15 protein-coding genes and 2 pseudogenes are annotated in these 20426 nt (G+C 73.7%); 12 read left to right on the forward strand and 5 right to left on the reverse strand.

Annotated features, from left to right (window positions below):
* Positions 1-211: pseudogene (locus tag ACQKM2_RS38815) on the reverse strand (hypothetical protein); the annotation flags it as partial.
* Between ACQKM2_RS38815 and ACQKM2_RS38820 the strand changes: the two are divergent.
* From ACQKM2_RS38820 to ACQKM2_RS38830, 3 genes are all read left to right on the forward strand, one after another.
* Positions 123-830, forward strand: a complete 708-nt coding sequence (locus tag ACQKM2_RS38820) for a nitrilase-related carbon-nitrogen hydrolase (protein WP_427718426.1) — start codon at positions 123-125, stop codon at positions 828-830. The pseudogene ACQKM2_RS38815 and the gene ACQKM2_RS38820 sit on opposite strands and share 89 nt — an antisense overlap.
* A 350-nt stretch (positions 831-1180) precedes the next feature.
* Positions 1181-1408, forward strand: a complete 228-nt coding sequence (locus ACQKM2_RS38825; protein WP_125814294.1) for a CbtB domain-containing protein — start codon at positions 1181-1183, stop codon at positions 1406-1408.
* A gap of 14 nt (positions 1409-1422) precedes the next feature.
* Positions 1423-2253, forward strand: coding sequence for a CbtA family protein (locus ACQKM2_RS38830; protein ID WP_427718429.1), 831 nt, complete (start codon positions 1423-1425; stop codon positions 2251-2253).
* 73 nt (positions 2254-2326) lie between these two features.
* On the opposite strand, the gene ACQKM2_RS38835 is transcribed toward ACQKM2_RS38830, so the two are convergent.
* Genes ACQKM2_RS38835 through ACQKM2_RS38850 form a run of 4 tightly spaced genes read right to left on the reverse strand, consistent with a single transcriptional unit; the run spans position 2327 to position 6083 of the window.
* Positions 2327-2581 carry a hypothetical protein gene (locus ACQKM2_RS38835; RefSeq protein WP_427718457.1) on the reverse strand — a complete coding sequence of 85 codons (255 nt, stop codon included), beginning with the start codon at positions 2579-2581 and terminating at the stop codon, positions 2327-2329.
* The gene (locus ACQKM2_RS38840) at positions 2509-3708 is read right to left on the reverse strand and encodes an MFS transporter (RefSeq protein WP_427718431.1); all 1200 of its coding nucleotides are present in this window, start codon (positions 3706-3708) and stop codon (positions 2509-2511) included. The genes ACQKM2_RS38835 and ACQKM2_RS38840 overlap by 73 nt, the downstream gene beginning before the upstream one ends.
* Positions 3709-3753: 45 nt before the next feature.
* Complete coding sequence (locus ACQKM2_RS38845; RefSeq protein WP_427718434.1) at positions 3754-5061, reverse strand: DegT/DnrJ/EryC1/StrS family aminotransferase; 1308 nt, start codon at positions 5059-5061, stop codon at positions 3754-3756.
* A complete protein-coding gene (locus ACQKM2_RS38850) occupies positions 5055-6083 on the reverse strand; it encodes an NAD-dependent epimerase/dehydratase family protein (RefSeq protein ID WP_427718437.1) in 1029 nt (342 codons plus the stop codon). The genes ACQKM2_RS38845 and ACQKM2_RS38850 overlap by 7 nt, the downstream gene beginning before the upstream one ends.
* 904 nt (positions 6084-6987) lie before the next feature.
* Between ACQKM2_RS38850 and ACQKM2_RS38855 the strand changes: the two genes are divergently transcribed.
* The 9 genes and pseudogenes from ACQKM2_RS38855 to ACQKM2_RS38895 all read left to right on the forward strand — a co-directional run.
* A complete protein-coding gene (locus tag ACQKM2_RS38855; protein ID WP_427718440.1) occupies positions 6988-8481 on the forward strand; it encodes a sugar transferase in 1494 nt (497 codons plus the stop codon).
* A gap of 88 nt (positions 8482-8569) precedes the next feature.
* Positions 8570-9886, forward strand: a complete 1317-nt coding sequence (locus ACQKM2_RS38860) for a nucleotide sugar dehydrogenase (protein ID WP_427718442.1) — start codon at positions 8570-8572, stop codon at positions 9884-9886.
* Complete coding sequence (locus tag ACQKM2_RS38865) at positions 9876-11153, forward strand: glycosyltransferase family 4 protein (protein WP_427718444.1); 1278 nt, start codon at positions 9876-9878, stop codon at positions 11151-11153. The genes ACQKM2_RS38860 and ACQKM2_RS38865 overlap by 11 nt, the downstream gene beginning before the upstream one ends.
* Entirely contained in the window at positions 11150-12523 is a 1374-nt protein-coding gene (locus ACQKM2_RS38870; RefSeq protein ID WP_427718447.1) for a Wzz/FepE/Etk N-terminal domain-containing protein, read from the forward strand. Before ACQKM2_RS38865 ends, ACQKM2_RS38870 begins: the two co-directional genes overlap by 4 nt.
* Entirely contained in the window at positions 12520-14070 is a 1551-nt protein-coding gene (locus tag ACQKM2_RS38875; RefSeq protein ID WP_427718449.1) for a Wzz/FepE/Etk N-terminal domain-containing protein, read from the forward strand. Before ACQKM2_RS38870 ends, ACQKM2_RS38875 begins: the two co-directional genes overlap by 4 nt.
* Positions 14071-14073: 3 nt before the next feature.
* Positions 14074-16008, forward strand: a complete 1935-nt coding sequence (asnB, locus tag ACQKM2_RS38880) for an asparagine synthase (glutamine-hydrolyzing) (RefSeq protein WP_427718450.1) — start codon at positions 14074-14076, stop codon at positions 16006-16008.
* A 19-nt stretch (positions 16009-16027) separates the two neighbouring features.
* Entirely contained in the window at positions 16028-18229 is a 2202-nt protein-coding gene (locus ACQKM2_RS38885; protein WP_427718451.1) for a bi-domain-containing oxidoreductase, read from the forward strand.
* Positions 18226-20187, forward strand: a complete 1962-nt coding sequence (locus ACQKM2_RS38890; protein ID WP_427718454.1) for an alginate lyase family protein — start codon at positions 18226-18228, stop codon at positions 20185-20187. Before ACQKM2_RS38885 ends, ACQKM2_RS38890 begins: the two co-directional genes overlap by 4 nt.
* 10 nt (positions 20188-20197) lie before the next feature.
* Positions 20198-20426: pseudogene (locus ACQKM2_RS38895) on the forward strand (right-handed parallel beta-helix repeat-containing protein); the annotation flags it as partial.

Genomic DNA, 20426 nt, shown 5'->3' on the forward strand with positions numbered 1-20426 from the left:
CGGCGCGCAGCCGGTCCCAGTCGGAGAGTTCGGCGACCGCGCGGGCGCGCTTGTCGCGGATGGTGTGGGTGGCGTGCCGGAGGTTGGCGCGCAGCCCGTACTTCTGCAACACGGACGACCCGATGGCCGACGGCGCCGAGCAGTGGCTGGAGGACGTCGAGACCGGCCCCACGGTCCGGCTGATCACCGAGCTGGCCACCGGGCTCGGCATCACCGTCCACGCCTCCCTCTACGAGCGCGCCGAGGACGGCGGCCTCGGCTACAACACGGCCGTCTGCGTGGACTCCGACGGCGGGCTCATCGCCCGCACCCGCAAGAACCACATCCCGGCGTTCCCCGGCTACCGCGAGGACCTGTGCTTCCGGCCCGGCGACAGCGGCTTCCCGGTCGTCGCCCACCAGGGCGCCCGCTTCGGCTTCCCGACCTGCTGGGACGAGTGGTTCCCGGAGCTCGCCCGCGCGTACTCGCTGGCCGGCGCGGACATCCTCGTCCACCCCACCGCCATCGGCTCCGAGGTGGACCTGCCGGACTTCGACACCCGCCCCATGTGGGAGCACGCCATCAGCGCCAACGGGCTCGCCAACGCCCTGTTCGCCATCGTGCCCAACCGCGTCGGGACCGAGGGCCGCTCCGTCTTCTACGGCTCCTCGTTCATCTCCGACCCCTACGGCCGGGTCATGCTCCGCGCGCCGCGCCACACCCCGGCCGTCCTCGTCGCCGACCTCGACCTCGACCAGCGCCGCGACTGGCTGGAGTTCGGCCTGATGCGCACCCGCCGCCCCGAGCTGTACGGCACCCTCACGGAGCGGACCGACCCGCGGGCGGTGTAGCGCACGCGTACGGACATCCCGGTGACCTCGTGGACGGGCCGGCGGCAGCGGGTGCCTCGCGCGGCCCGCCCCTCAAGTCCCTCGCCCCGGCACACCGTCCGGAGCACGGACATCCTGTGTGATCAGCGACTCATCCGCTTGGTGGGAGGGCCCGCGGGGTTGTAGCGTCACGGCGACATAAAGACATAGCGACGACGGCGAGGCGGAAGCCCGGTGTGAATCCGGCATGGTCGCGCCACTGTGTGCTGCGTCGGCGCCCCTCCCCGGGGCGGCGTCGCGGCGAGTCAGACCCGAGGACCGTCGTCCCGCACCACCGTATGGGACGCGTTGTTCCCCGAGGAGGTTCCACCATGGCCGAGGCTCTCGCTTCCGCTGCCGTATCCGCCCCCGCCCTCTCGCCGTCGGCTCCGCTGCCGGTCAAGGCCGTCCTGCCCTGGGCGCTGTTCGTCGGCCTGCTGATGCTGGTGGCCCTGTACTTCGTCGGCGCGGAGCAGGGTGCCACCGCCGTGTTCTCCGGCGAGGGCGTCCACGAGTGGGTGCACGACGGCCGTCACCTGCTCGGCTTCCCCTGCCACTGAGAGGCGCGCGCACCATGTACGCCTCCACTGTCAGAGGTCTCCTGGTCCGCGGCATGCTCGCGGGCCTGATCGCCGGACTCTTCGCCTTCGCCGTCGCCTACGTGGTCGGTGAGCCCCCGGTCCGGGGCTCCATCGCCGTCGAGGAGGCGGCCGCCGCCAAGGAGGCCGCTCCCGCGGCCGGCCACGCCGGTCACGGCGGCGGCGACGCCACCGCCGCCGCGGAGGAGGAGGAAGAACTCGTCAGCCGGCCCGTGCAGTCCACCGTCGGTCTCGCCACCGGCGTGCTGGTCTACGGGGTCGCGCTCGGCGGCATCGCCTCCCTCGCGTTCTCCTTCGCCCTGGGCCGCTTCGGCCGGTTCGGCCCCCGGGCCACGGCCGCCCTCACCGCCGGGGGCGCGTTCACGCTGGTCTACCTGGTGCCGTTCCTGAAGTACCCGGCGACCCCGCCGGCCGTCGGGAACCCGGACACCATCGGCCAGCGCACCACGCTGTTCTTCCTGATGATCCTGCTCAGCGTCCTGCTGGGCGTCGGCGCGATCGTCCTGGGCCGGCGCCTGGCGCCGCGCCTGGGCAACTGGAACGCCACTCTGGCGGCGGGCGGCGGCTTCGTCGTCGCCACCGGCCTGGCCTTCCTGGTCCTCCCGGACAACACCGACGCCGTCAAGCCCGAGTTCCCCGCAGCCCTGCTGTGGGACTTCCGGGTCGCGTCCATCGCCGTACAGCTCGTGCTGTGGGCCGTGTTCGGGATCGTCTTCGGGGTCCTCGCCCAGCGGCTCCTGGCCCACCGCACCGATCCGGCGGGTGCGGAGGCGACGGCGGCACGCCCGGCGTCGGCCCTCGTCTGACCGCACGACGTGCACGCCCTCAGGGCCCTGCCGCCCCGGAATCCCGGGACGGCAGGGCCCTGTTCGTACCCGGTCAGCCGCGGTCGCCGGTGAGGCACGTGCGGACCTCACGGGCGGCGGTGACCGGCTCGGGGCGGGAGACGTCCCCTGCGAGCACCGGGGGCCGCACGTAGCGGGTGCCGTAGGACTGGACCCGGCCGTGCCAGGTGGCGAGGTAGCCGGTGAGCTGTACCCGCCGCCCTGGCCGACGCTCCGTCAGGGGCGGTGCAGACGGGGGGCCAGGGCTGCCATCGCCGCCATCAGCGCCGGCAGCACCAGCATCGCCCAGCGCAGGGTCGTCGCCTCCGCCAGGGCGCCGATGACCGGGGGGCCCGCGAGGAAGCCGACGTAGCCCACGGCCGAGACGGCGGCGATGGAGGAGCCGGTGTGCCCGGGCCGCAGGGCGGCCGCGTGGGCGAAGACGAGGGGGATGACCGCGGCCATGCCCAGGCCGAGCAGGGTGTAGCCGGCGAAGCCCGCCGCGGTCGTCGCGTCGAGGATCGGGATCAGGGCGCCGGTGCCCGCCACCACGGCGCACAGGAACGTGAAGCGGGCCGTGCCGAGGCGGGCGCGCAGCCGGTCGGCGGTGAGGCGGCCGACGACCATGCCCGCGGAGAAGACGGCGTACCCGAGGCCGGCGGCGCCCGCCGAGGCTCCGGTCTCCTCCGTCAGGTAGACGGCGCCCCAGTCGTTGACGACCCCCTCCCCCATCAGGGCGCAGAACGCCACGAGCCCGGGGATCCACAGGCCCGGCCCGGGCAGGGCCAGCAGGGGTCCGGTCCTGGACGGGCCCCCGGTCCGCGGCGGTTCGGGGGCGAGGGCCGTGGCCGCCGCCCCCGCGACCGCCAGCAGTACGAGGGCGGTCACCGTGAAGTGGGCGCGGATGCCGATGCCGGCGGAGGCCGCGAGGCCGCCCGCCGTGGCGCCGGCGATGCCGCCGAGGCTGAACATGGCGTGGAAGCCGCCGAGGACGGGGCGTCCGTAGGCGCGTTCGACCAGGACGCCCTGGGTGTTCATCGCGACGTCGACGGCCGTGTTGCCGCAGGCGAACACGGCCAGGGCCGCCGTCAGCACCGCGAGGTCCGGGACGAACGGCAGGCTCGCGAGGGCGCCCAGGTAGGCGGCCATGCCGGTGCACAGGACCGTACGGCTGCCGTACCTGGCTACCAGGCCGCCGACCAGCGGCAGCCCCAGGAAGGCGCCGCCGCTCAGGCCGACGAGGGCCACGGCCAGTTCCCCGGCGGACAGGTCCAGCCGGCTCTGGACGCCGGGTACCCGGGCGGCCCAGGTGGCGAAGGCCGCGCCGGTGACGAAGAAGACCGCGCAGACGGCCAGCCGCATCGTCCGCGGGCGCGGGCTCCGGGCGCGGGCGGGCGGCGCCGCGCGTCCGCCCGCGGTCTCGGGCTCGTTGCGCATCTGCGTCGGTCCCCTCGTCGTTCGTGTGCCGTCCGTCCCGGCCCGTCAGTGCGCCGGGCCGGCGGTCCGCCGGGTCAGGTCGGCCAACGCGTCCCGCTCCTCGACGAGAACCTTGTACAGGACTTCGGCGTAGCGGTGCATCGTCGTCACGTCGTTGGGCGGGCCGAGGGAGCTGAGGCTCTGTCCGAGCACCAGGCGGCGCAGGCAGACCTCCTCGCTGACGGGGTACTGCGCCGGATCGTAGTGGTGGCCGGGGCGGGCGTGCCCGCAGCTCCAGGGGCAGCCGCGGCCGTAGCCGCGGAGCTCCTGGAACAGGGTCTGTCCGGGTACCGGCTGCGGCTGCCAGCGCGTGATGTGCAGGCCTTCGGCGTTCACCGCCCGGGCGAGGGCGTCGCGGAAGGCGGCGACGGGGAGGCCGTCGAGGCCGAGCTCCTCGGGCATGACGAGCAGCGGGTAGAAGAAGTAGACGTGCGTGCGGTCCTCGGGGACGGCAGGCGTACGGATGCCGGGTACGCCGGCCAGGGCCCGGGTGAGGGCGGCCCCGTTGGCCTGCCGTACGCGGGACATCTGCGGCAGGCGGGTGAGCTGGGAGCGGGCGAACGCGGCGGCGAGGACGTCGATCCGGTAGTTCCAGCCCATGATGCGGGCGTTGTAGTCGCGGCTCTGGCCCGGGAGTTCCTCGCCGAACATCAGGACCCGCCGGGCCAGCCGGTGCTGTTCCCCGTCGCGGGTGGCGAACAGGCCGCCCTCGCCGAGGGCGGAGAGGGTCTTGGAGCCGTTGAGGCTGGCGCCGCTCATGGTGGCGAGGGACCCGACGGGGCGGCCGCGGTATGAGGCGCCGTGTGCCTGCGAGGCGTCCTCGATGAGGACGAGGCCGTGCCGGTCCGTGATCGCCCGCAGGGCGTCGTAGTCGGCGGGCAGGCCGTTGAGGTCCACGGCGACGACGGCGCGGGTGCGGTCGGTGATCCGTTCCTCGATCCGGGCGGGGTCGATGTTGAAGGTGGTGGGGTCGGTGTCCACGAACACCGGGATGGCGTTGGCCTGGAGCACGCAGGAGGCCGAGGCGAGGAAGGTGTCGGCCGGCACGAGCACCTCGTCGCCGGGCTCGACGCCGGCGGCCGCGATCGCCATGTGCAGGGCCGCGGTACCGGAGTTGGCGGCGAGGACGTGGGGCATGCCGGTGTACTCGGCCCAGGCCTCTTCCAGGTCGCGCACGGTGCGCATGGGCCAGTGCCACGGGGTCGCCCCGTCCATCGCGTCGAGCACGGCCCGGCGGTCGGCGTCGGTGATGTGCGGCCAGGGGGCCGCCTCCCCTTCGGCGAGCAGCGGCGCACCTCCGTCGACGGCTAGCACGGCCTGGCCTCCAGGCTCCGGCGCGCCGGGGTCTCGCGGCGGAACACCGCCCTGGCGGTGGGGAGTTCGGGGTACGGTCCGAGCAGGCCGGCCAGCCGGGTGAGGCCCTCGGCCAGGGTGATCCGGGGGGCGAAGCCGAGTCCTTCCAGCCGGGTGGTGTCGGCGAGGAGGGTGAAGCTGTCGGCCAGGCTGGAGGGGTCGGCGTCCAGCAGCGCGGGGCGGCCGGTCGCCGCCCCCACTTCCGCGGCGAGTTCGCGCATGGAGACGGCGGTGCCGGTGCCCAGGTTGTAGGTCTCGCCGTCGGCGCCCCGGTCGGCCAGGGTGATCAGTGCCCGGCAGAGGTCCTCGACGTGGATGAAGTCGCGGCGCTTGCGGTCGATGTCGCCGACCACGGGGATGGGCTGCTCGTTGAGGTGCCAGCGCAGGAACTGCGAGACCTCCCCGCCCGCCCGGCGGGGGTCTTCGCCGGGGCCGTAGACGACGAAGGAACGGCCGGTGACGACCGGCAGTCCGGCGGTGGCGTGCAGGCTGCGCAGGGTCAGCTCGCCGGAGAGCTTCGAGGCTCCGTACGGGAGGAAGGGCGAGGTGGGGTGGTCCTCGTCGATCGGGCTGCGGCGCGGGGTGCCGTAGACGATGGCGGAGGAGAGGTAGACGAGGCGGCGCACCCCCAGCTCCAGGCAGGCGTTGCCGACGTTGCAGGTCGCGAGGGCGTTGAGGTGGAAGTCGCGGCGGGGGTCGGCCACCGACTCGGTGCCGCTGGCGTTGCCGGCGAGGTGGAACACGGCGTCGGCGCTCCGCAGCGCCAGCAGCGTCTCGCCGTAGTCGCGCAGGTCGGCGCGGACGTGGCGGACGCCGGGCAGTTCCGCGAGGCCGGGGGGAAGCGGGGCGTGGTCGACGACGGTGACCTTCCGGGACAGCGGGCCGAGGGCCGTGACGAGGTGTCGGCCGACGAAACCGGCTCCGCCGGTGACGGCCACGTCCTCGTAGGGCGTTTCGGGTGTGTCGGGGCCGTGGTGGTGCACGATCACTCCATTCGGGGTCCGGCGTGGTCCAGCGGGGTCCGACGGGATCCGGGGCGAGGGGAATGGCGGGAAAGGGCGGGCACCGGGCCGGGGTCACGCGGGGCGCGCACGCCTGCCGCCGTGCACGGGGTGTGCGCCGGGCCGGAGTGCCGTCCGGCGCCGGTCCCGGACCCGCGGTGCCGCTCGCGCACCTGATCGGTGGCCGGCCCGGCCAGTGCACCACGCCGACTCCCCGTCGGCGCAAGGGGTTCCGGGCAGACTGGCCGAGACCGCCCGCCGCCCGGGCACGCGGCGGCGTGAGGAGCGGAGCCGGTCCGTCTCCGCCCCCACCGAGGGCGGAGGGAGAGGCTCCGCCCAAACCGGAAGCAGGGGGCGCACCGTTGCACGGCGGCGCCCGGATGGCCGGTTCGGCGGGCTTGACCTGGGGCGACGGGAGGTGCTCCACAGCGGCCGCACCCCGGGCGCGGACCGATCCGTGGAACCCGTCTGAAGGTGTGAACACGAATTTCACACATCTGCTCTTCATACCGGGCCGCCATGGTCTAGATTGACCGTGCTTCAGCTGTTCGTACACGAGCAACCAGTAAACGATCTACAGGTCAGGCGCTACGGAAAGCGGGCAATCACGTCCCCCCGGCACGAGGCGTGGGGGATGATCAATTCTCGGGGCCCGGGAAAGGGCCTTGGGTGCGGGGGAGCACCCGAGGTTTCGGCGGGTTCTCGCGCACGTCGCAAGTCTGGCGGGGCACGTCCGTTCGCTGCCGCCGGGGTGGGTTGTCCAAGCAGTTCCAGACGGCCGGGGGGGGATCCCGGGGAGGAACGGCGCGGTCGGGAGGCGGGGGCCTCCCGGCGGAGCACGGTGATTGGCGAACACGTCGTACCACTGGGGACCTTGGGGGGTTCTGTGCGGCAAGGGGGATTAGTCAGCTCGTTCCCGTCTGCACGCGGGCGTCTGGCGAATGGGGCGATCAGCCGTCCCGCGAGTGACTGGGAGCAGCGGTACCGACGTACCGTGATGACCAGCGATACCGTGGCCACCGCCCTGGTGGTGGCGTCCATCGGCAACTTCTTCGGGGCCCGGGACGCGGCCAACTGGCACGAGAAATGGGGAATTCTCGCATTCGGCACCGAACTTCTGGTATTGGCCGCACTGGCCGTCAACCGGTCGTGGGCTCCGGCGGTTCTCGGCCAGGGTGCCGAGGAATTCCGCCGGCTCGGCCGCTCATTGTTCACGGCGACCGTCGTGCTCGCGCTCGGCGGGATCGCCCTCGCCTCGCGCAACATCAAACTCTGGATCTTCGTCGCGATCCCCGCGATCGCGCTGGTCACCATGACCACGCGGTATCTTCTGCGCCTCTGGCTGCACAAACAGCGGAAAGAGGGGCAGTGCCTGCGACCGGTGCTCGCCGCCGGGAGCCCGGCCACCCTGCACGACCTGATCACCCGCACCCGCAAGTTCCCGCACCTCGGCTGGCGGGTGGACGCGGTGTGCACGACGGACGGTCTCGGACTCGGCGGAGACGGTGACCAGGGCGACCAGCTGGACGGCGTACCCGTCGTCGGCCGGCTGGCGGACGTGGCCAACCACGTCCGGCGCGACGGCTACCGCGTCGTCGCGGTCACCCCGGACCCGCACTGGTCTCCGGACCGGCTCCAGCGGCTGGCCTGGAACCTGGAGGGCAGCGACGCCGAGATGGTCGTGGCCCCGGTACTGATGGAGGTGGCCGGCCCGCGGCTGCACGTGGACGCGGTGCTGGGGATCCCGCTGCTGCGGGTCAGCATGCCGATCTTCACCGGCGGCCGCCGGGCCGTCAAAGAGGTCGTCGACCGGGTGGGCGCGGCGGTCCTGCTGATGCTGTTCGCGCCGCTGATGGTGCTCGTCGCGCTGCTGGTGGTCGCGGACAGCCGGGGCGGGGCGGTGTACCGGCAGCGCCGGGTCGGCAAGGACGGCCGCGAGTTCACCATCCTGAAGTTCCGCACCATGGTCGCGGACGCGGACCGGGTGCGTGCCGAGCTGGCCGACCGCAACGAGGGCGCCGGCCTGCTGTTCAAGCTGCGCCGGGACCCGCGGGTGACCCGGGTGGGATCGGTGCTGCGCCGGTACTCGATCGACGAACTCCCGCAGCTGTTCAACGTGTTGACGGGGTCGATGTCGCTGGTCGGTCCGCGGCCCCCGCTGCCGGAGGAGTCCGCCGCCTACGGTCCGGACATCCGGCGGCGGCTGCTGGTCAAGCCCGGGCTCACGGGTCTGTGGCAGATCAGCGGACGCAGTGACCTGTCATGGGAGGAGGCGGTCCGGCTGGACCTGCGGTACGTGGAGGACTGGTCGCTCGCCCTGGACACAGTGATCTTGTGGAAGACGCTGCGTGCGGTGGTCTACGGGCAGGGGGCCTATTGATGCGCGCCCTATCGATGCGTGGGAGTCGTCGTCGGGCAGACGCGCGGACCGCAGGCCGTGGGGGCCTGCGTGGGGGGAGGAACGAGTCATGAGGGTCAGTGTTTTCGGGCTCGGCTACGTGGGCTGCGTCTCGGCCGCGTGCCTGGCCAGCATGGGCCACGAGGTCGTCGGGGTGGACGTCAGCCAGGTGAAGGTGGACCTGGTCAACGACGGCAAGGCCCCGGTGGTCGAGGAGCGGATCGGCGAGCTCATCGCCGAGGTCGTGCGGACGGGGGCCCTGCGCGCCACCGGTGACGTCCGCGAGGCGATCATGGAGAGTGAGGTGTCGCTGGTCTGTGTGGGCACGCCGTCGGAGTCCAACGGCAGCCTGTGCACCACGTACCTGGAGCGGGTCACCGAACAGATCGGCGCGGCGCTGGCCGAACGGGGCGGGCGGCACACCGTGGTGTTCCGCAGCACCATGCTCCCCGGCACCTGTCTGGACCTGCTGCTGCCGATCCTGGAGAAGTCCGTCGGCGGCACGGCCGGGGTGGAGGTCGGGGTCGCGGTCAACCCGGAGTTCCTGCGCGAGGGCACCAGCGTGCGGGACTTCTTCGACCCGCCGAAGACCGTGATCGGCGAGCTGGACCCGGCGAGCGGCGACGTGGTGGCCAAGCTGTACGAGGGCCTGCCCGGCGAGGTGTTCCGGGTCCCGGTCCCGGTGGCCGAGGCGATCAAGTACGCGGACAACGCGTTCCACGGCCTCAAGATCGGGTTCGCGAACGAGCTGGGCGCGGTGTGCCGGGCGCTCGGGGTGGACTCGCACCAGGTGATCGACGTGTTCCTGGCCGACCGCAAGCTGAACATCAGCCCGGCCTACCTGCGGCCCGGCTTCGCCTTCGGCGGGTCCTGCCTGCCCAAGGACCTGCGCAGCCTGGTCCACGCGGCGCAGCGGGCCGACGTGTCGGTACCGATCCTCTCCCACGTGCTGCCCTCCAACTCCGACCACCTGCAGCGCGCGGTGGACCTGGTGGAGCGCACCGGCAAGCGCCGGGCGGGCCTGTTCGGGCTGTCCTTCAAGCCCGGCACCGACGACCTGCGCGAGAGCCCGCTCGTCGAGCTGGCGGAGCGGCTCTTCGGCAAGGGCTACGACCTGAAGATCTACGACGCCAACGTGAGCCTCTCCCGGCTGCTCGGCGCGAACCGCGAGTACATCGAGAACCGGCTGCCGCACCTGGCGCACCTGCTCGCCGACTCCGTCGACGAGGTGCTCGACCACGCCGAGGTGTGCCTGGTCGGGTCCAGGGACCCGGACGTGCTGTCGGCGCTGCCGCACGGCGACGGACCGGTGATCATCGACCTCATCCACCTTCCCGACGCCGACGCGCGCCGGACCGAACCGGGGTACGTGGGCCTTGCCTGGTAAGACGACGCGTGGTGCGGCCGGAAGCGGCCGCACCACCGGCCGGCGTGCGCTGGTCCTGGTGGAGAACCTGTCCGTGCCGTTCGACCGGCGGGTGTGGCAGGAGTGCACGACGCTGCGCGACGCCGGCTGGACGGTGGACGTCATCTGCCCCCAGGGGACCAAGCGGGACACCGAGCCGGAGGCCGAGATCGACGGGGTGCGGATCCACCGCTACCCGCTGCGCGCGGCCACCGGAGGTCCGGCCGGCTACCTGAAGGAGTACGGATCGGCCCTGTGGCACACCATGCGGCTGGCCCGCAAGGTGGGTCCGGTCCACGTGGTCCACGCCTGCAACCCGCCCGACCTGCTCTTCCTGCCCGCCCTGTGGCTCAAGCGGCACGGAGCGCGGTTCGTCTTCGACCAGCACGACCTGGTCCCCGAGCTGTACCTGTCCCGGTTCGACCGCGGCGAGGACCTGCTCTACCGGGCCGTGTGCGCGCTGGAACGGCTCACCTACCGGGCCGCGGACGTCGTGCTCGCCACGAACGAGAGCTACCGGGACGTCGCGGTGCGCCGCGGCGGCCGGCGGCCGTCGGACGTGTTCGTGGTGCGCAGCGCGCCCGACACCGACCGCTTCCACCCGGTGCCGCCCGAGCCCGAGCTGAAGCGCGGCAAGCCCCATCTGCTGTGCTACCTCGGGGTGATGGGCCCGCAGGACGGCGTCGACTACGCCCTGCGCTCCCTGGCGAAGCTGCGCGACGAGGTCGGGCGCGACGACTGGCACGCGGTGTTCGTCGGCGGCGGCGACACCTTCGACGCGATGGTGGAGCTGTCCCGGCAGCTCGGGCTCTCCGAGCAGGTGCAGTTCACCGGGCGCGTGTCCGACGCCGACCTGGCGCGGTACCTGTCCACCGCGGACGTGTGCCTCTCCCCCGACCCGCGCAATCCGCTCAACGACGTGTCGACCATGAACAAGGTCCTTGAGTACATGGTGATGGGCCGGCCGATCGTCTCGTTCGACCTCAAGGAGGCGCGGGTCTCCGCCGGCGACGCCGCCGTGTACGCCCCCGCCAACGACGAGGGCGAGTTCGCCCGGCTCATCGCGCTGCTGCTGGACGATCCCGAGAAGCGGGCCCTGATGGGCAAGATCGGCCAGGAGCGGATCAACGGGCCGCTCGCCTGGCGCAACTCGCAGGCCTCGCTGCTCTCCGCCTACGCCGCTGCCTGCCGTGACCGCCGTCCGGCGGCGGGCTCCTCCGACGGTACGGGGAAGAGGCCGCGCCGTTGAGCGACGACACGATACGCCTGGTCACGATCGGGCGGATTCTCCGCCGGCGCTGGCGACTGCTCACCGTCCTCGCCGTGGTGGGCGCACTCGTCGGCTACGGCACCTCCCTGCTCGTTCCGCCGCGCTACACGGCCTCGGCCTCGGTCCTGCTGCCGGGGGCGTGGGAGGAGCGCGAGCTGCTGACCCAGGCGGAGATCGCGGCGAGTTCGGTGGTCGTCGACCGCGCGGCCACCGCACTGGGCTGGACCAAGGTCAGCCGCACCGAGCTGCGGGACCGGGTGACCGCCGCGGCCGCGGACGGCAACATCATCAAGATCTCGGGCACGGCGGACACCCCGGAGCGCGCGCAGCGGCTCTCCGACCAGGTGGCGCAGCAGTTCGTCGCGTTCGCCGCGCGGATCTCGGGCGACAACACCGACCCCGACGCGGCGGCGCGGCCCGAGGCCCTGCGGCAGCTGGTGACGCAGACCAGCCGCCGGATCACCGAGCTGGCCGACGCCGCCGGCCGGGGGCAGACCGTGGAGAGCGTGCAGACCCGTACCGAGCTGGCGAAGCTGCGCACCACGCTCCAGGAGGCCATCGACAAGCTGGAGCAGGCCGACCCCTCCGCCGGCAAGGCCCTCAAGGCCAACATGGTCGTCATGGGGCCGGCGCCCCGGCCCACCGGCGAGGCGCCGCCGACGAGGACGCAGCTGATCGTCTCGGGGGCGGTGCTGTTCCTCCTCCTCGGGGTCGTCGGCCATCTCGCCGCCGCGCGGATGAACCGCCGGCCGCGCACCGAGGCGGAGATCGCCAGGGTGCTGGGTGCCGCGGTGCTGGGCACGGTCGACGTGCCCGCGGAACGCCCCGGGGACCGGCCGGAGGGCCGCGGCCCGCGGGCCGGTGTCCGCCGGCTGCTCGGCCTCGACGTCCGGTGGGACGTACCGGCGCCGCGCACGTCCGACGAGGCGGGCCGGCAGGTCCGCTACCGGCGGGTGCACGCCCGTCTGGGGGACGGGCTCGCGGCCCCGCGGCGGCTGCTGCTCATCGTCCCGGAGGGCGACGGGAACGCCCTGCGGGCCGCCGGGCAGTTCACCGCCGTCGCCGAGGACGAGACCCGGCTGCTGCTGGCCGAGGTCCCGGTGTCCCGGCCGATGGTCGCGGACCGCGAGGACGAGTCCGGTGCCGTCGTCGTGCTCAGCCCCGGCAGCTGGACCGCCGGGGAGCTCGCCGGGATCGCCGAGGCGTGTGCGGACGCCGGGCACGAGATCGTCGGAATCGTCCTCGTCGGCACGGTCCAGGCCGGTGCGGCGGGGAAGTCCGGCCGTCGCCGCAAGGCCGCCGCACCGGCGCTCGCGGTCGGCGCCGACGCGACGGGAAGTTCAGGGTGACCATGAGTACGACTACGGAGCCGACGCACGCCGCTCCGCTGCTGGACCTGCAGACGCTCGTGGTGTCGGTGCGCAGGCGGCGCCGCCTCTGGAGTTCCCTGGCGCTGCTGGGGCTGCTGATCGGCGCGGCCGTGGCGGTGCTGCTCCCGCCACCGCCGACCGCGGTGGCCAAGGTGCTGGTCGCGCACCAGCAGGACCAGCCGAACGACCCCGGGACGCTGATCCGCACCGACGTCGCGCTGCTGCAGACCACGCGGATCGCCGAGCAGGCCCTGAAGACCCTGAAGTCCTCCGAGAAGCCCGAGGACTTCATGAAGGACTACGCGGGCACCGGCCTGACCAACAACCTGCTCCAGATCGACGTGACCGGCGCCGGTGACGCGCAGGCCGTGGCCCGGGCCAAGGCGCTGGCCGACGCGTTCGTAGCGGACCACGTGCGGCGGATCCGGGAGGCCGCGGAGGCCGAGTCCAAGTCCCTGCTCGACCAGCGCGACCGGTTGCGGGAGGAACTGGACCAGGTCAACAAGGCGATCGGGAACGGCACGCCGGAGAGCGGGCCCAAGGCGTCGGCGAACACCGAGTCGCTCTTCGCCCGGCGGGCCGAACTGACCGCCCGGATCACCGACTTCGGCCAGCGTGCCGCGGAGGCGCGCGTCGGCACGCCGCAGCTCGTCTCCGGCACGCAGGTCGTGGACGCGCCGCGCGCGGTGCGGCACTCCCTGCCGAAGGCCGCCGCCACCGACGCCGCGATCGGGCTGGTCCTCGGGCTGGTCCTCGGGCTCGCGGTGGCCGCGGTCGGCGCGGTGGTGGCCGACCGTCCGGTGCTGCGCCGGGAGATCGCGGCGAACCTGGGGGCCTCCGTCATCACGGAGCTCCCCCGCCGGTCGGCCGGCCGCCTGCAGCGGCGCGGGACCCGGGGGGCGCGCGAGCGGCTCACCGTGTCCCTGGCCCGGTCGGTACGCGGTTCCGCGGAGCCGGTGTCGCTGCTGGAGCTGGGCTGCGCGCAGGCCGCGGCGCTGATCGCCCTGGACCTGGCCGCGGCCCTGGCGGCGGAGGGTCCGGTGTCGGTCGTCGACGGCCTGCCCGGGCTCCGGCTCACCCGCCACCGCCGCAGGCCCGCGGAGCTGACGGTGGTCGGCGAGGACGCCCCGGCGGCGTCCGAGGGGGAGCGCCGGTTCGGCGTGGGCTCGGTCTCGCCCGGCACGGCGTGGACCGACCTCCAGTACCTCGGCACCCGGACCGTGCTCGTCGTCCGGGCCGGGCACGGCAGCGCCGCGTGGCTGCACACGGTGGCGCGGCAGCTCGCCGAGCAGGGCATCACGGTGCTCGGCGTGGTGCTGATCGACCCCGATCCGCGCGACCGGACCGACGGCACCTTGTGGGACGGGCGGTACACCGCTCCGCGCGGCCGGGACGAGCGGCCGGCCCGGCAGAACGACGGGAGTACCTCCCCCGCCGGTCAGGCGGTGGAGGAGGGCGGACGGCAGACGGAACGGCCGCCCGCGTGGGCGGCGCACGTTCCGGACAGCGACCAGGAGGCACGGTAGGACATGTGTGGCATCGCAGGCACGTACCGGTGGCCGGACGGGAAGGCCGTGACCGACCGGCTCACGGAGACCCTCGCGCACCGCGGTCCGGACGGGGCGGGCCGGTACGGCCACCCCGTCGGTGACGGCGAGGTGCAGCTCGGGCACCGCCGGCTGTCCATCATCGACCTCTCCGAGACCGGCGCCCAGCCGATGGTGTCGGACGGGCTGGTCCTCACGTACAACGGCGAGCTGTACAACGCCCCCGAGCTGCGTGCCGAGCTGGCGGCCGCCGGGGTGCGCTTCCGGGGCACGTCCGACACCGAGGTGCTGCTGGAGGCGTGGCGGCGCTGGGGCACGGACTGCCTGCCCCGGCTGCGCGGCATGTTCGCGTTCGGGGTCTTCGACGAGCGGACCGGTGAGCTGGTGCTCGCCCGCGACCAGCTCGGCATCAAGCCGCTGTTCCTGCTGCGGCGCGGCGGGGGCCTGGTGTTCGCCTCGGAGCTGAAGGCGCTCGCCGCGGCGACCGGGGGCTCGCTGGAGGTGGACCACGCGGCGCTGGTGGCCTCGCTGCTGTACTACTGGGTGCCGGACTCGCGGTGCGCGTACCGCGAGGCGGAGAAGCTGCCGCCGGGGAGCTGGCTGCGGTGCCGGCCGGACGGCAGTGTGGAGCGCGGCCGGTACTGGAACCTCCGGGACGTCGCGGCCGAGGGCCGGGACCGGGCCCGGGCCGGTGAGCTGCCCGACCTGGCCGCCATCGTCGAGGAGTCGACCCGGCGGCACCTGCTCTCCGACGTGCCCGTGGCCACCTTCCTCTCCGGCGGGCTCGACTCCAGCTACCTGACCGCCCTGGCCGCCCGCCACCAGCCGGGGATGTCCGCCTACACGATCGGGTTCCGGGCCGAGGACGCCAAGTTCGAGGCGATGCCGGACGACCTGCGCTACGCCCGGACGGTGGCCGAGGAGTTCGGCGTCGACCTGCACGAGATCGAGATCGCCCCGGACGTCCTCGACCTGCTGCCGCGGATGACGTACCACCTGGACGAGCCGATCGGCGACCCCGCCGCGATCAACACCTTCCTGATCTGTTCGGCCGCCCGGGAGGCCGGGGTCAAGGTGATGCTCTCGGGGATGGGCGCCGACGAGCTGTTCGCCGGCTACCGCAAGCACCTGGCCAACGTGCTCGCGCTGCGCTACCAGCGCGTCCCGGGGCCGCTGCGGCGCGGCCTGTCCGGGGCCGTGGACCGGCTGCCGGTCGCCTCCGCCCGCCGGGGGTACCGGTCGGTGCGCTTCGCGAAGCGGTTCCTGTCCTTCGCCGATCTTCCGGAGGAGACGGCCTTCCGGCGCAGCTACACGATGTACGATCGCGGCGAGCTGCTCGACCTGATCGACCCGGACCTGGCGGGGACGGTCGACGACGTACTGACCGAGCACGCCGACGTGTACGAGGACAACGACCTCGACGACTTCGTCAACCGCATGTGCCTGGGCGACTCCCGGATGTTCCTGCCGGGTCTGAACCTCGCCTACACGGACCGTTCCAGCATGGCCGCGTCGACCGAGGTGCGCGTGCCGTACGTGGACGTCGAGGTGGTCAAGGCCGCGTTCACGTTCCCCGGGGACCGCAAGATCGCCGGACGGCAGGGGAAGGCCGTCCTCAAGGAGGCGGCGACCTCGGTCCTGCCCCGGGAGATCGTCTACCGGCCCAAGGGTCTGTTCAGCGCCCCGCTGCGCGCCTGGATGAGCCGGGACCTGGCGCCGCTGGTGCGCGAGGTCATCCATGACGGCGAGCTCGTCCGTTCCGGGTTCCTGCGCCGCGACGCGCTGGCGCGGCTCGCCGCCGAGGACGCGGCCGGCCAGCGGGATTTCTCCAAGCACCTGTGGCACGTACTGACCCTCGAGTACTGGTACCGCGGCGCGACCTCCGGGTCCGGTCAGAGCGCCGGGTTCACGGCTTAGCAATTTCAGAGGAGTTCGGGTGAAGCAAGTCGTACAGAACTACAAGACCGGTGAGCTGGCGGTGCTGGACGTGCCGGTGCCGGGGTGCAAGCCGGGCGGTGTGCTGGTCCGTACCGCCTACTCGCTGATCTCCACCGGGACCGAGCTCATGAAGGTGTCCGAGGCCGGCATGTCGATGCTGGGGAAGGCCCGTTCGCGGCCGGACCAGGTCGCGAAGGTCATGCAGAGCGTGGCCGTCAACGGGGTGCCCGCCACGTACCGCAAGGTGATGGGCAAGCTGGACTCCTACACTCCGCTGGGCTACTCGCTGTGCGGGGTGGTCGAGCAGGTCGGCGCCGGGATCGACGACGTGGCGGTCGGCGACGTGGTGGCCTGCGCGGGCAACGAGCACGCGCTGCACGCCGAGTTGAACTGGGTGCCGAAGAACCTGTACGCGCGGGTGCCGGACGGGCTCGAACCGCGGCACGCGGCCTTCGGCACGGTGGGGTCGATCGCGATGCAGGGCGTGCGCCAGGGCGAGCCGCAGCTCGGCGAGGTGGCGCTGGTCATCGGCCTCGGGCTGATCGGGCAGCTGGTGGTGCAGCTCCTCACCGCCTCCGGGGTCCGCGTCCTCGGCGCGGACCCGGACCCGGCGCGCTGCGAACTCGCCGAGCGCCTGGGCGCCGTGGCGTGCGGCGACCCCGGGTCGGCGGCGGTGGAGGCCGCCGTCGCCGAGCTCACGGACGGGCACGGCGTGGACCAGGTGTACCTGGCGGCCGGCGGCGGCAGCAACCAGCCCGTCGAGCTGGCCGCGCGGCTCTGCCGGGACCGCGGCCGGGTGGTCGACATCGGCAAGTGCCGTCTGGACCTGCCCTGGAACGCGTACTACGAGAAGGAGCTCGACGTCCGGTTCTCCCGCAGCTACGGCCCCGGGCGCTACGACCCGGAGTACGAGCTCGACGGGCGGGACTACCCGATCGGCTACGTGCGCTGGACCGAGCGCCGCAATCTGGCCTGCTTCCTCGACCTGGTCGCCCGCGGCAAGGTCGACGTGGATCCGCTGGTCTCCCACATCGCCGACTTCGACGACGCCGTGGAGACGTACCGGAGCCTGAAGGAGGGCGAACTCAAGGCCGTGGCCGTGCTGTTCCGCTACCCCGGGCAGGAGCCGGAGGTGCAGGCGCCGGTGCTGTCCGTGCCCGCGGTCAGGCGCTCCGGCGAGGGGGTGTCCACGCCGTCGCGGGCGGCCGGCGCGCCGGTGCGCCTCGCGTTCGTCGGCGCGGGGAACTACGCCACGTCGATGCTGCTGCCGCACCTGGTGGAGCGCGACGGCGTCGAGCTCGCCACGGTCGTCACCACGACGGCGCTGTCCGCGGCCAACGCGCAGCGGAAGTTCGGTTTCGCCGAGGCCACCACCGACCTCGACGCCGTGCTCGGCGACAAGTCCGTCGACGCGGTGTTCGTGGTCACCCGGCACAGCTCCCACGCCGAACTGACCCGGCAGGCGCTGCTGGCCGGCAAGGCGGTGTTCGTGGAGAAGCCCCTCGCCCTCACCGAGGACGAACTGGCCGGTGTCCTCGCGGCGGTGGAGGAGTCCGGCAACGACCGGCTCCAGGTGGGCTTCAACCGCCGCTACTCGCCGCTGCTCCAGGAGGCCCGCAAGCGCTTCGGCACCCGGACCGGCCCGGCGAGCCTGCGCTACCTGGTCAACGCGGGCCGGCTCCAGCACGGCAGCTGGTACCTCCAGCAGGGCACCGAGGGCTCGCGGTTCGCCGGCGAGGGCGGGCACTTCATCGACACGGCGAGCTGGCTGCTGGGCGCCGACCCGGTCTCGGTGTTCGCGACCGGCACGTCCGGCAACGAGGACCTCCAGGTCGTGCTGCGCTACCCGGACGGCTCCACGGCCACCATCAGCTACGTCACCACGGGCGCGCCCGGCTTCCCCAAGGAGACGCTCGACCTGGTCGCGGACGGCAAGGTGCTGCGGCTGGACGACTTCGTCCGCGCCTCGGTGTATTTCGAGCAGAGCGCGGCCGGGCGCAAGAAGTGGGTCAGCTCGCGGCTGCCCCAGGCCCGGGACAAGGGCCAGCTCGCCGAACTGGCCGCGTTCGTGCGGGCCGTGCGGTCGGGCGGTCCGATGCCGGTGCCGCTGGAGTCGCTGGTCGCCACCACGGCGGCCACCCTCGCCGTGCAGGCCGGCCTGGCCGCGGGCGTGCCCGTGACGCTGGCGGACGGCCGATGAGCATGAGCGCGGGCTGGTACCTGCGGCGGCTGTCCCGGATGGGGCCGCAGGAGGTCGGCGGCCGGGTGGGCGACACGGTGCGCAGGCGGCGGTGGCGGTCGGCGCCGCCGCACGCCCCGGCCGTGGGCGGCGCCCGGTTCACCGCGGTACTGCCCGCGGGGACGGCCGACGCGGTGCCGCCGGACGCCGCCAAGCGACTCCTCGCGGAGGCTGACCGGCTGATGGCGGGGCACGGCACGTTCTTCGGGGTGGACCGCGACGACCTGGTCGACCCGGACTGGTTCTTCGACCCGAAGACGGGGCGGCGGGCCCCGGAGGGCTACGCGTTCGACGTGCCGTACCGGGACGAGGAGGCGGTCGGGGACATCAAGCAGATCTGGGAGCCGTCCCGGCACCAGTACCTCACCGTGCTCGCCGCCGCGTACGCGGTCACCGGGGACGAGCGGTACGCCGAGCGGGTGGCGGCGCACCTGCGGTCGTGGTGGGCGGCCAACCCGCCGCTGCGCGGGGTGCACTGGACCAGCGGCATCGAGCTGGGGATCCGGCTGCTGTCCTGGGTGTGGGTGCGCCGGCTGCTCGACGGCTGGCCGGGCGCGGCCGGGCTGTTCGAGGAGAACCCGGTGGCCCGGGAGCAGGTCTGGCACCACCAGCGCTGGCTGGCGGGGTTCCCCAGCCGGGGTTCGTCGGCGAACAACCACGTCATCGCCGAGGCCGCCGGGCAGTTCGCCGCGGCCTGCGCGTTCGGCTGGTTCCCCTCCTCGGAGCGCTGGCGGTCCGACGCGCTGCGGTCGCTGGAGCGGCACCTGCGCGGCAACACCTTCCTCTCCGGCCTCAACCGGGAGCTGGCCTCGGAGTACCACGGGCTGGTGCTGGAGCTGGGCCTGGCCGCGCTGGCCGAGGCGGACGCCGCCGGTGTGCCGGTCCCGCCGCCGGTGCGGCTGGTGCTGCTGCGGATGACCGACGCGCTCGCGGCCGTCGTGGACAGCCGGCTGCGGCCGCCGCGCCAGGGGGACTCGGACGACGGGCACGGGCTGGTCGTGGACGGGGCGGGCACCGACCGCTGGGGGTCGCTGCTGGCCACCGGGGACGCGGTGTTCGGCCGGCTCGACTGGTGGCCCGGGGTGACCGGCACCGATGTGCGCACCGCGCTGCTGGCCGCGCTGATCCGGCCCGGCGCGCCGGCGGTGGCCCGCCCGGCGCGCCGTCCGGTCCACTTCCCGGACGCCGGCATGACGGTCCTGCGGGATGCCGGGGGTGCCGGGGAGCTGTGGGTCCGCTGCGACGGCGGTCCGCACGGCTTCCTGTCCATCGCCGCGCACGCCCACGCGGACGCGCTGTCCGTGGAGGTGCGGCACGACGGGGTCGAGGTCCTGGCCGACCCGGGGACGTTCTGCTACCACGGGCAGCCGGAGTGGCGGCAGTACTTCCGGTCCACGCTGGGGCACAACACCCTGCAGCTGGACGGCGGCGACCAGTCGGTCTCCGGCGGGCCGTTCCTGTGGACCCGGCACGCCCAGACCCGCGTCCTGGTCGCGGACACCTCCGACCCGGGGGTGCTGCGCTGGTGTGCCGAGCACGACGGCTACCGGCCTTCCGTGCACCGGCGCCGGGTGGAGCTGGTGACCGGCCGCCGGGAGCTGCGGGTGGTCGACGAGGTGAGCGGGCCGCGCCGGGCCGTGCGGCTGGCGTTCCACCTCGGCCCGGCGGTCACCGCGGAGCTGGAGGGCGACCGGGCGGTGCTCACCTGGAGCCGGGACGGCGAGGACCGGTCGGCGGTGCTCGACCTGCCCGGTCAGCTCTCCTGGCGGGCGCACCGCGGCGAGACGGGCCCGCCGCTGGGCTGGTACTCGGCGGGCTTCGGGCGCAAGGAGCCGGCCACGACGCTGGTCGGCACCGGCTTCGCCGACGACGCGGCGGTGTCGGGTGGGTTCGTCACCGTGCTCGGGTTCGACGACTAGGCGGAGGGGGGTGGTTCTGGTGGTGAAGTGGCGGAAGTGGGCGTGGCCGGCGGTGCCGGTGGCGCTGGTCGTGCTGGCGGCGGCCGGCTGTGACGGCGATCCGGGCGCCCCGGCGGACAAGCCGGGCGCGGCGCCGTCCGCGTCGGCCTCCGCGGGCGCGGGCGCGCTCCCAGGTGCGGGTGCCCGGGGTGGTGACCCGGGGGCCGAGGTGGAGCTTGCGGGTGTTGGCGAGGATCTGG

The organism is Streptomyces sp. NPDC004126, from assembly GCF_050275515.1.
In the GTDB taxonomy this organism is placed as follows: Bacteria; Actinomycetota; Actinomycetes; order Streptomycetales; family Streptomycetaceae; genus Streptomyces.

Coding starts and splice junctions, on each gene's coding strand:
- ACQKM2_RS38860 (WP_427718442.1), top strand. CDS start 8,570: ATGAGGGTCAGTGTTTTCGGGCTCGGCTACGTGGGCTGCGTCTCGGCC.
- ACQKM2_RS38825 (WP_125814294.1), top strand. CDS start 1,181: ATGGCCGAGGCTCTCGCTTCCGCTGCCGTATCCGCCCCCGCCCTCTCG.
- ACQKM2_RS38890 (WP_427718454.1), top strand. CDS start 18,226: ATGAGCATGAGCGCGGGCTGGTACCTGCGGCGGCTGTCCCGGATGGGG.
- ACQKM2_RS38830 (WP_427718429.1), top strand. CDS start 1,423: ATGTACGCCTCCACTGTCAGAGGTCTCCTGGTCCGCGGCATGCTCGCG.
- ACQKM2_RS38820 (WP_427718426.1), top strand. CDS start 123: ATGGCCGACGGCGCCGAGCAGTGGCTGGAGGACGTCGAGACCGGCCCC.
- ACQKM2_RS38840 (WP_427718431.1), bottom strand. CDS start 3,708: ATGCGCAACGAGCCCGAGACCGCGGGCGGACGCGCGGCGCCGCCCGCC.
- asnB (WP_427718450.1), top strand. CDS start 14,074: ATGTGTGGCATCGCAGGCACGTACCGGTGGCCGGACGGGAAGGCCGTG.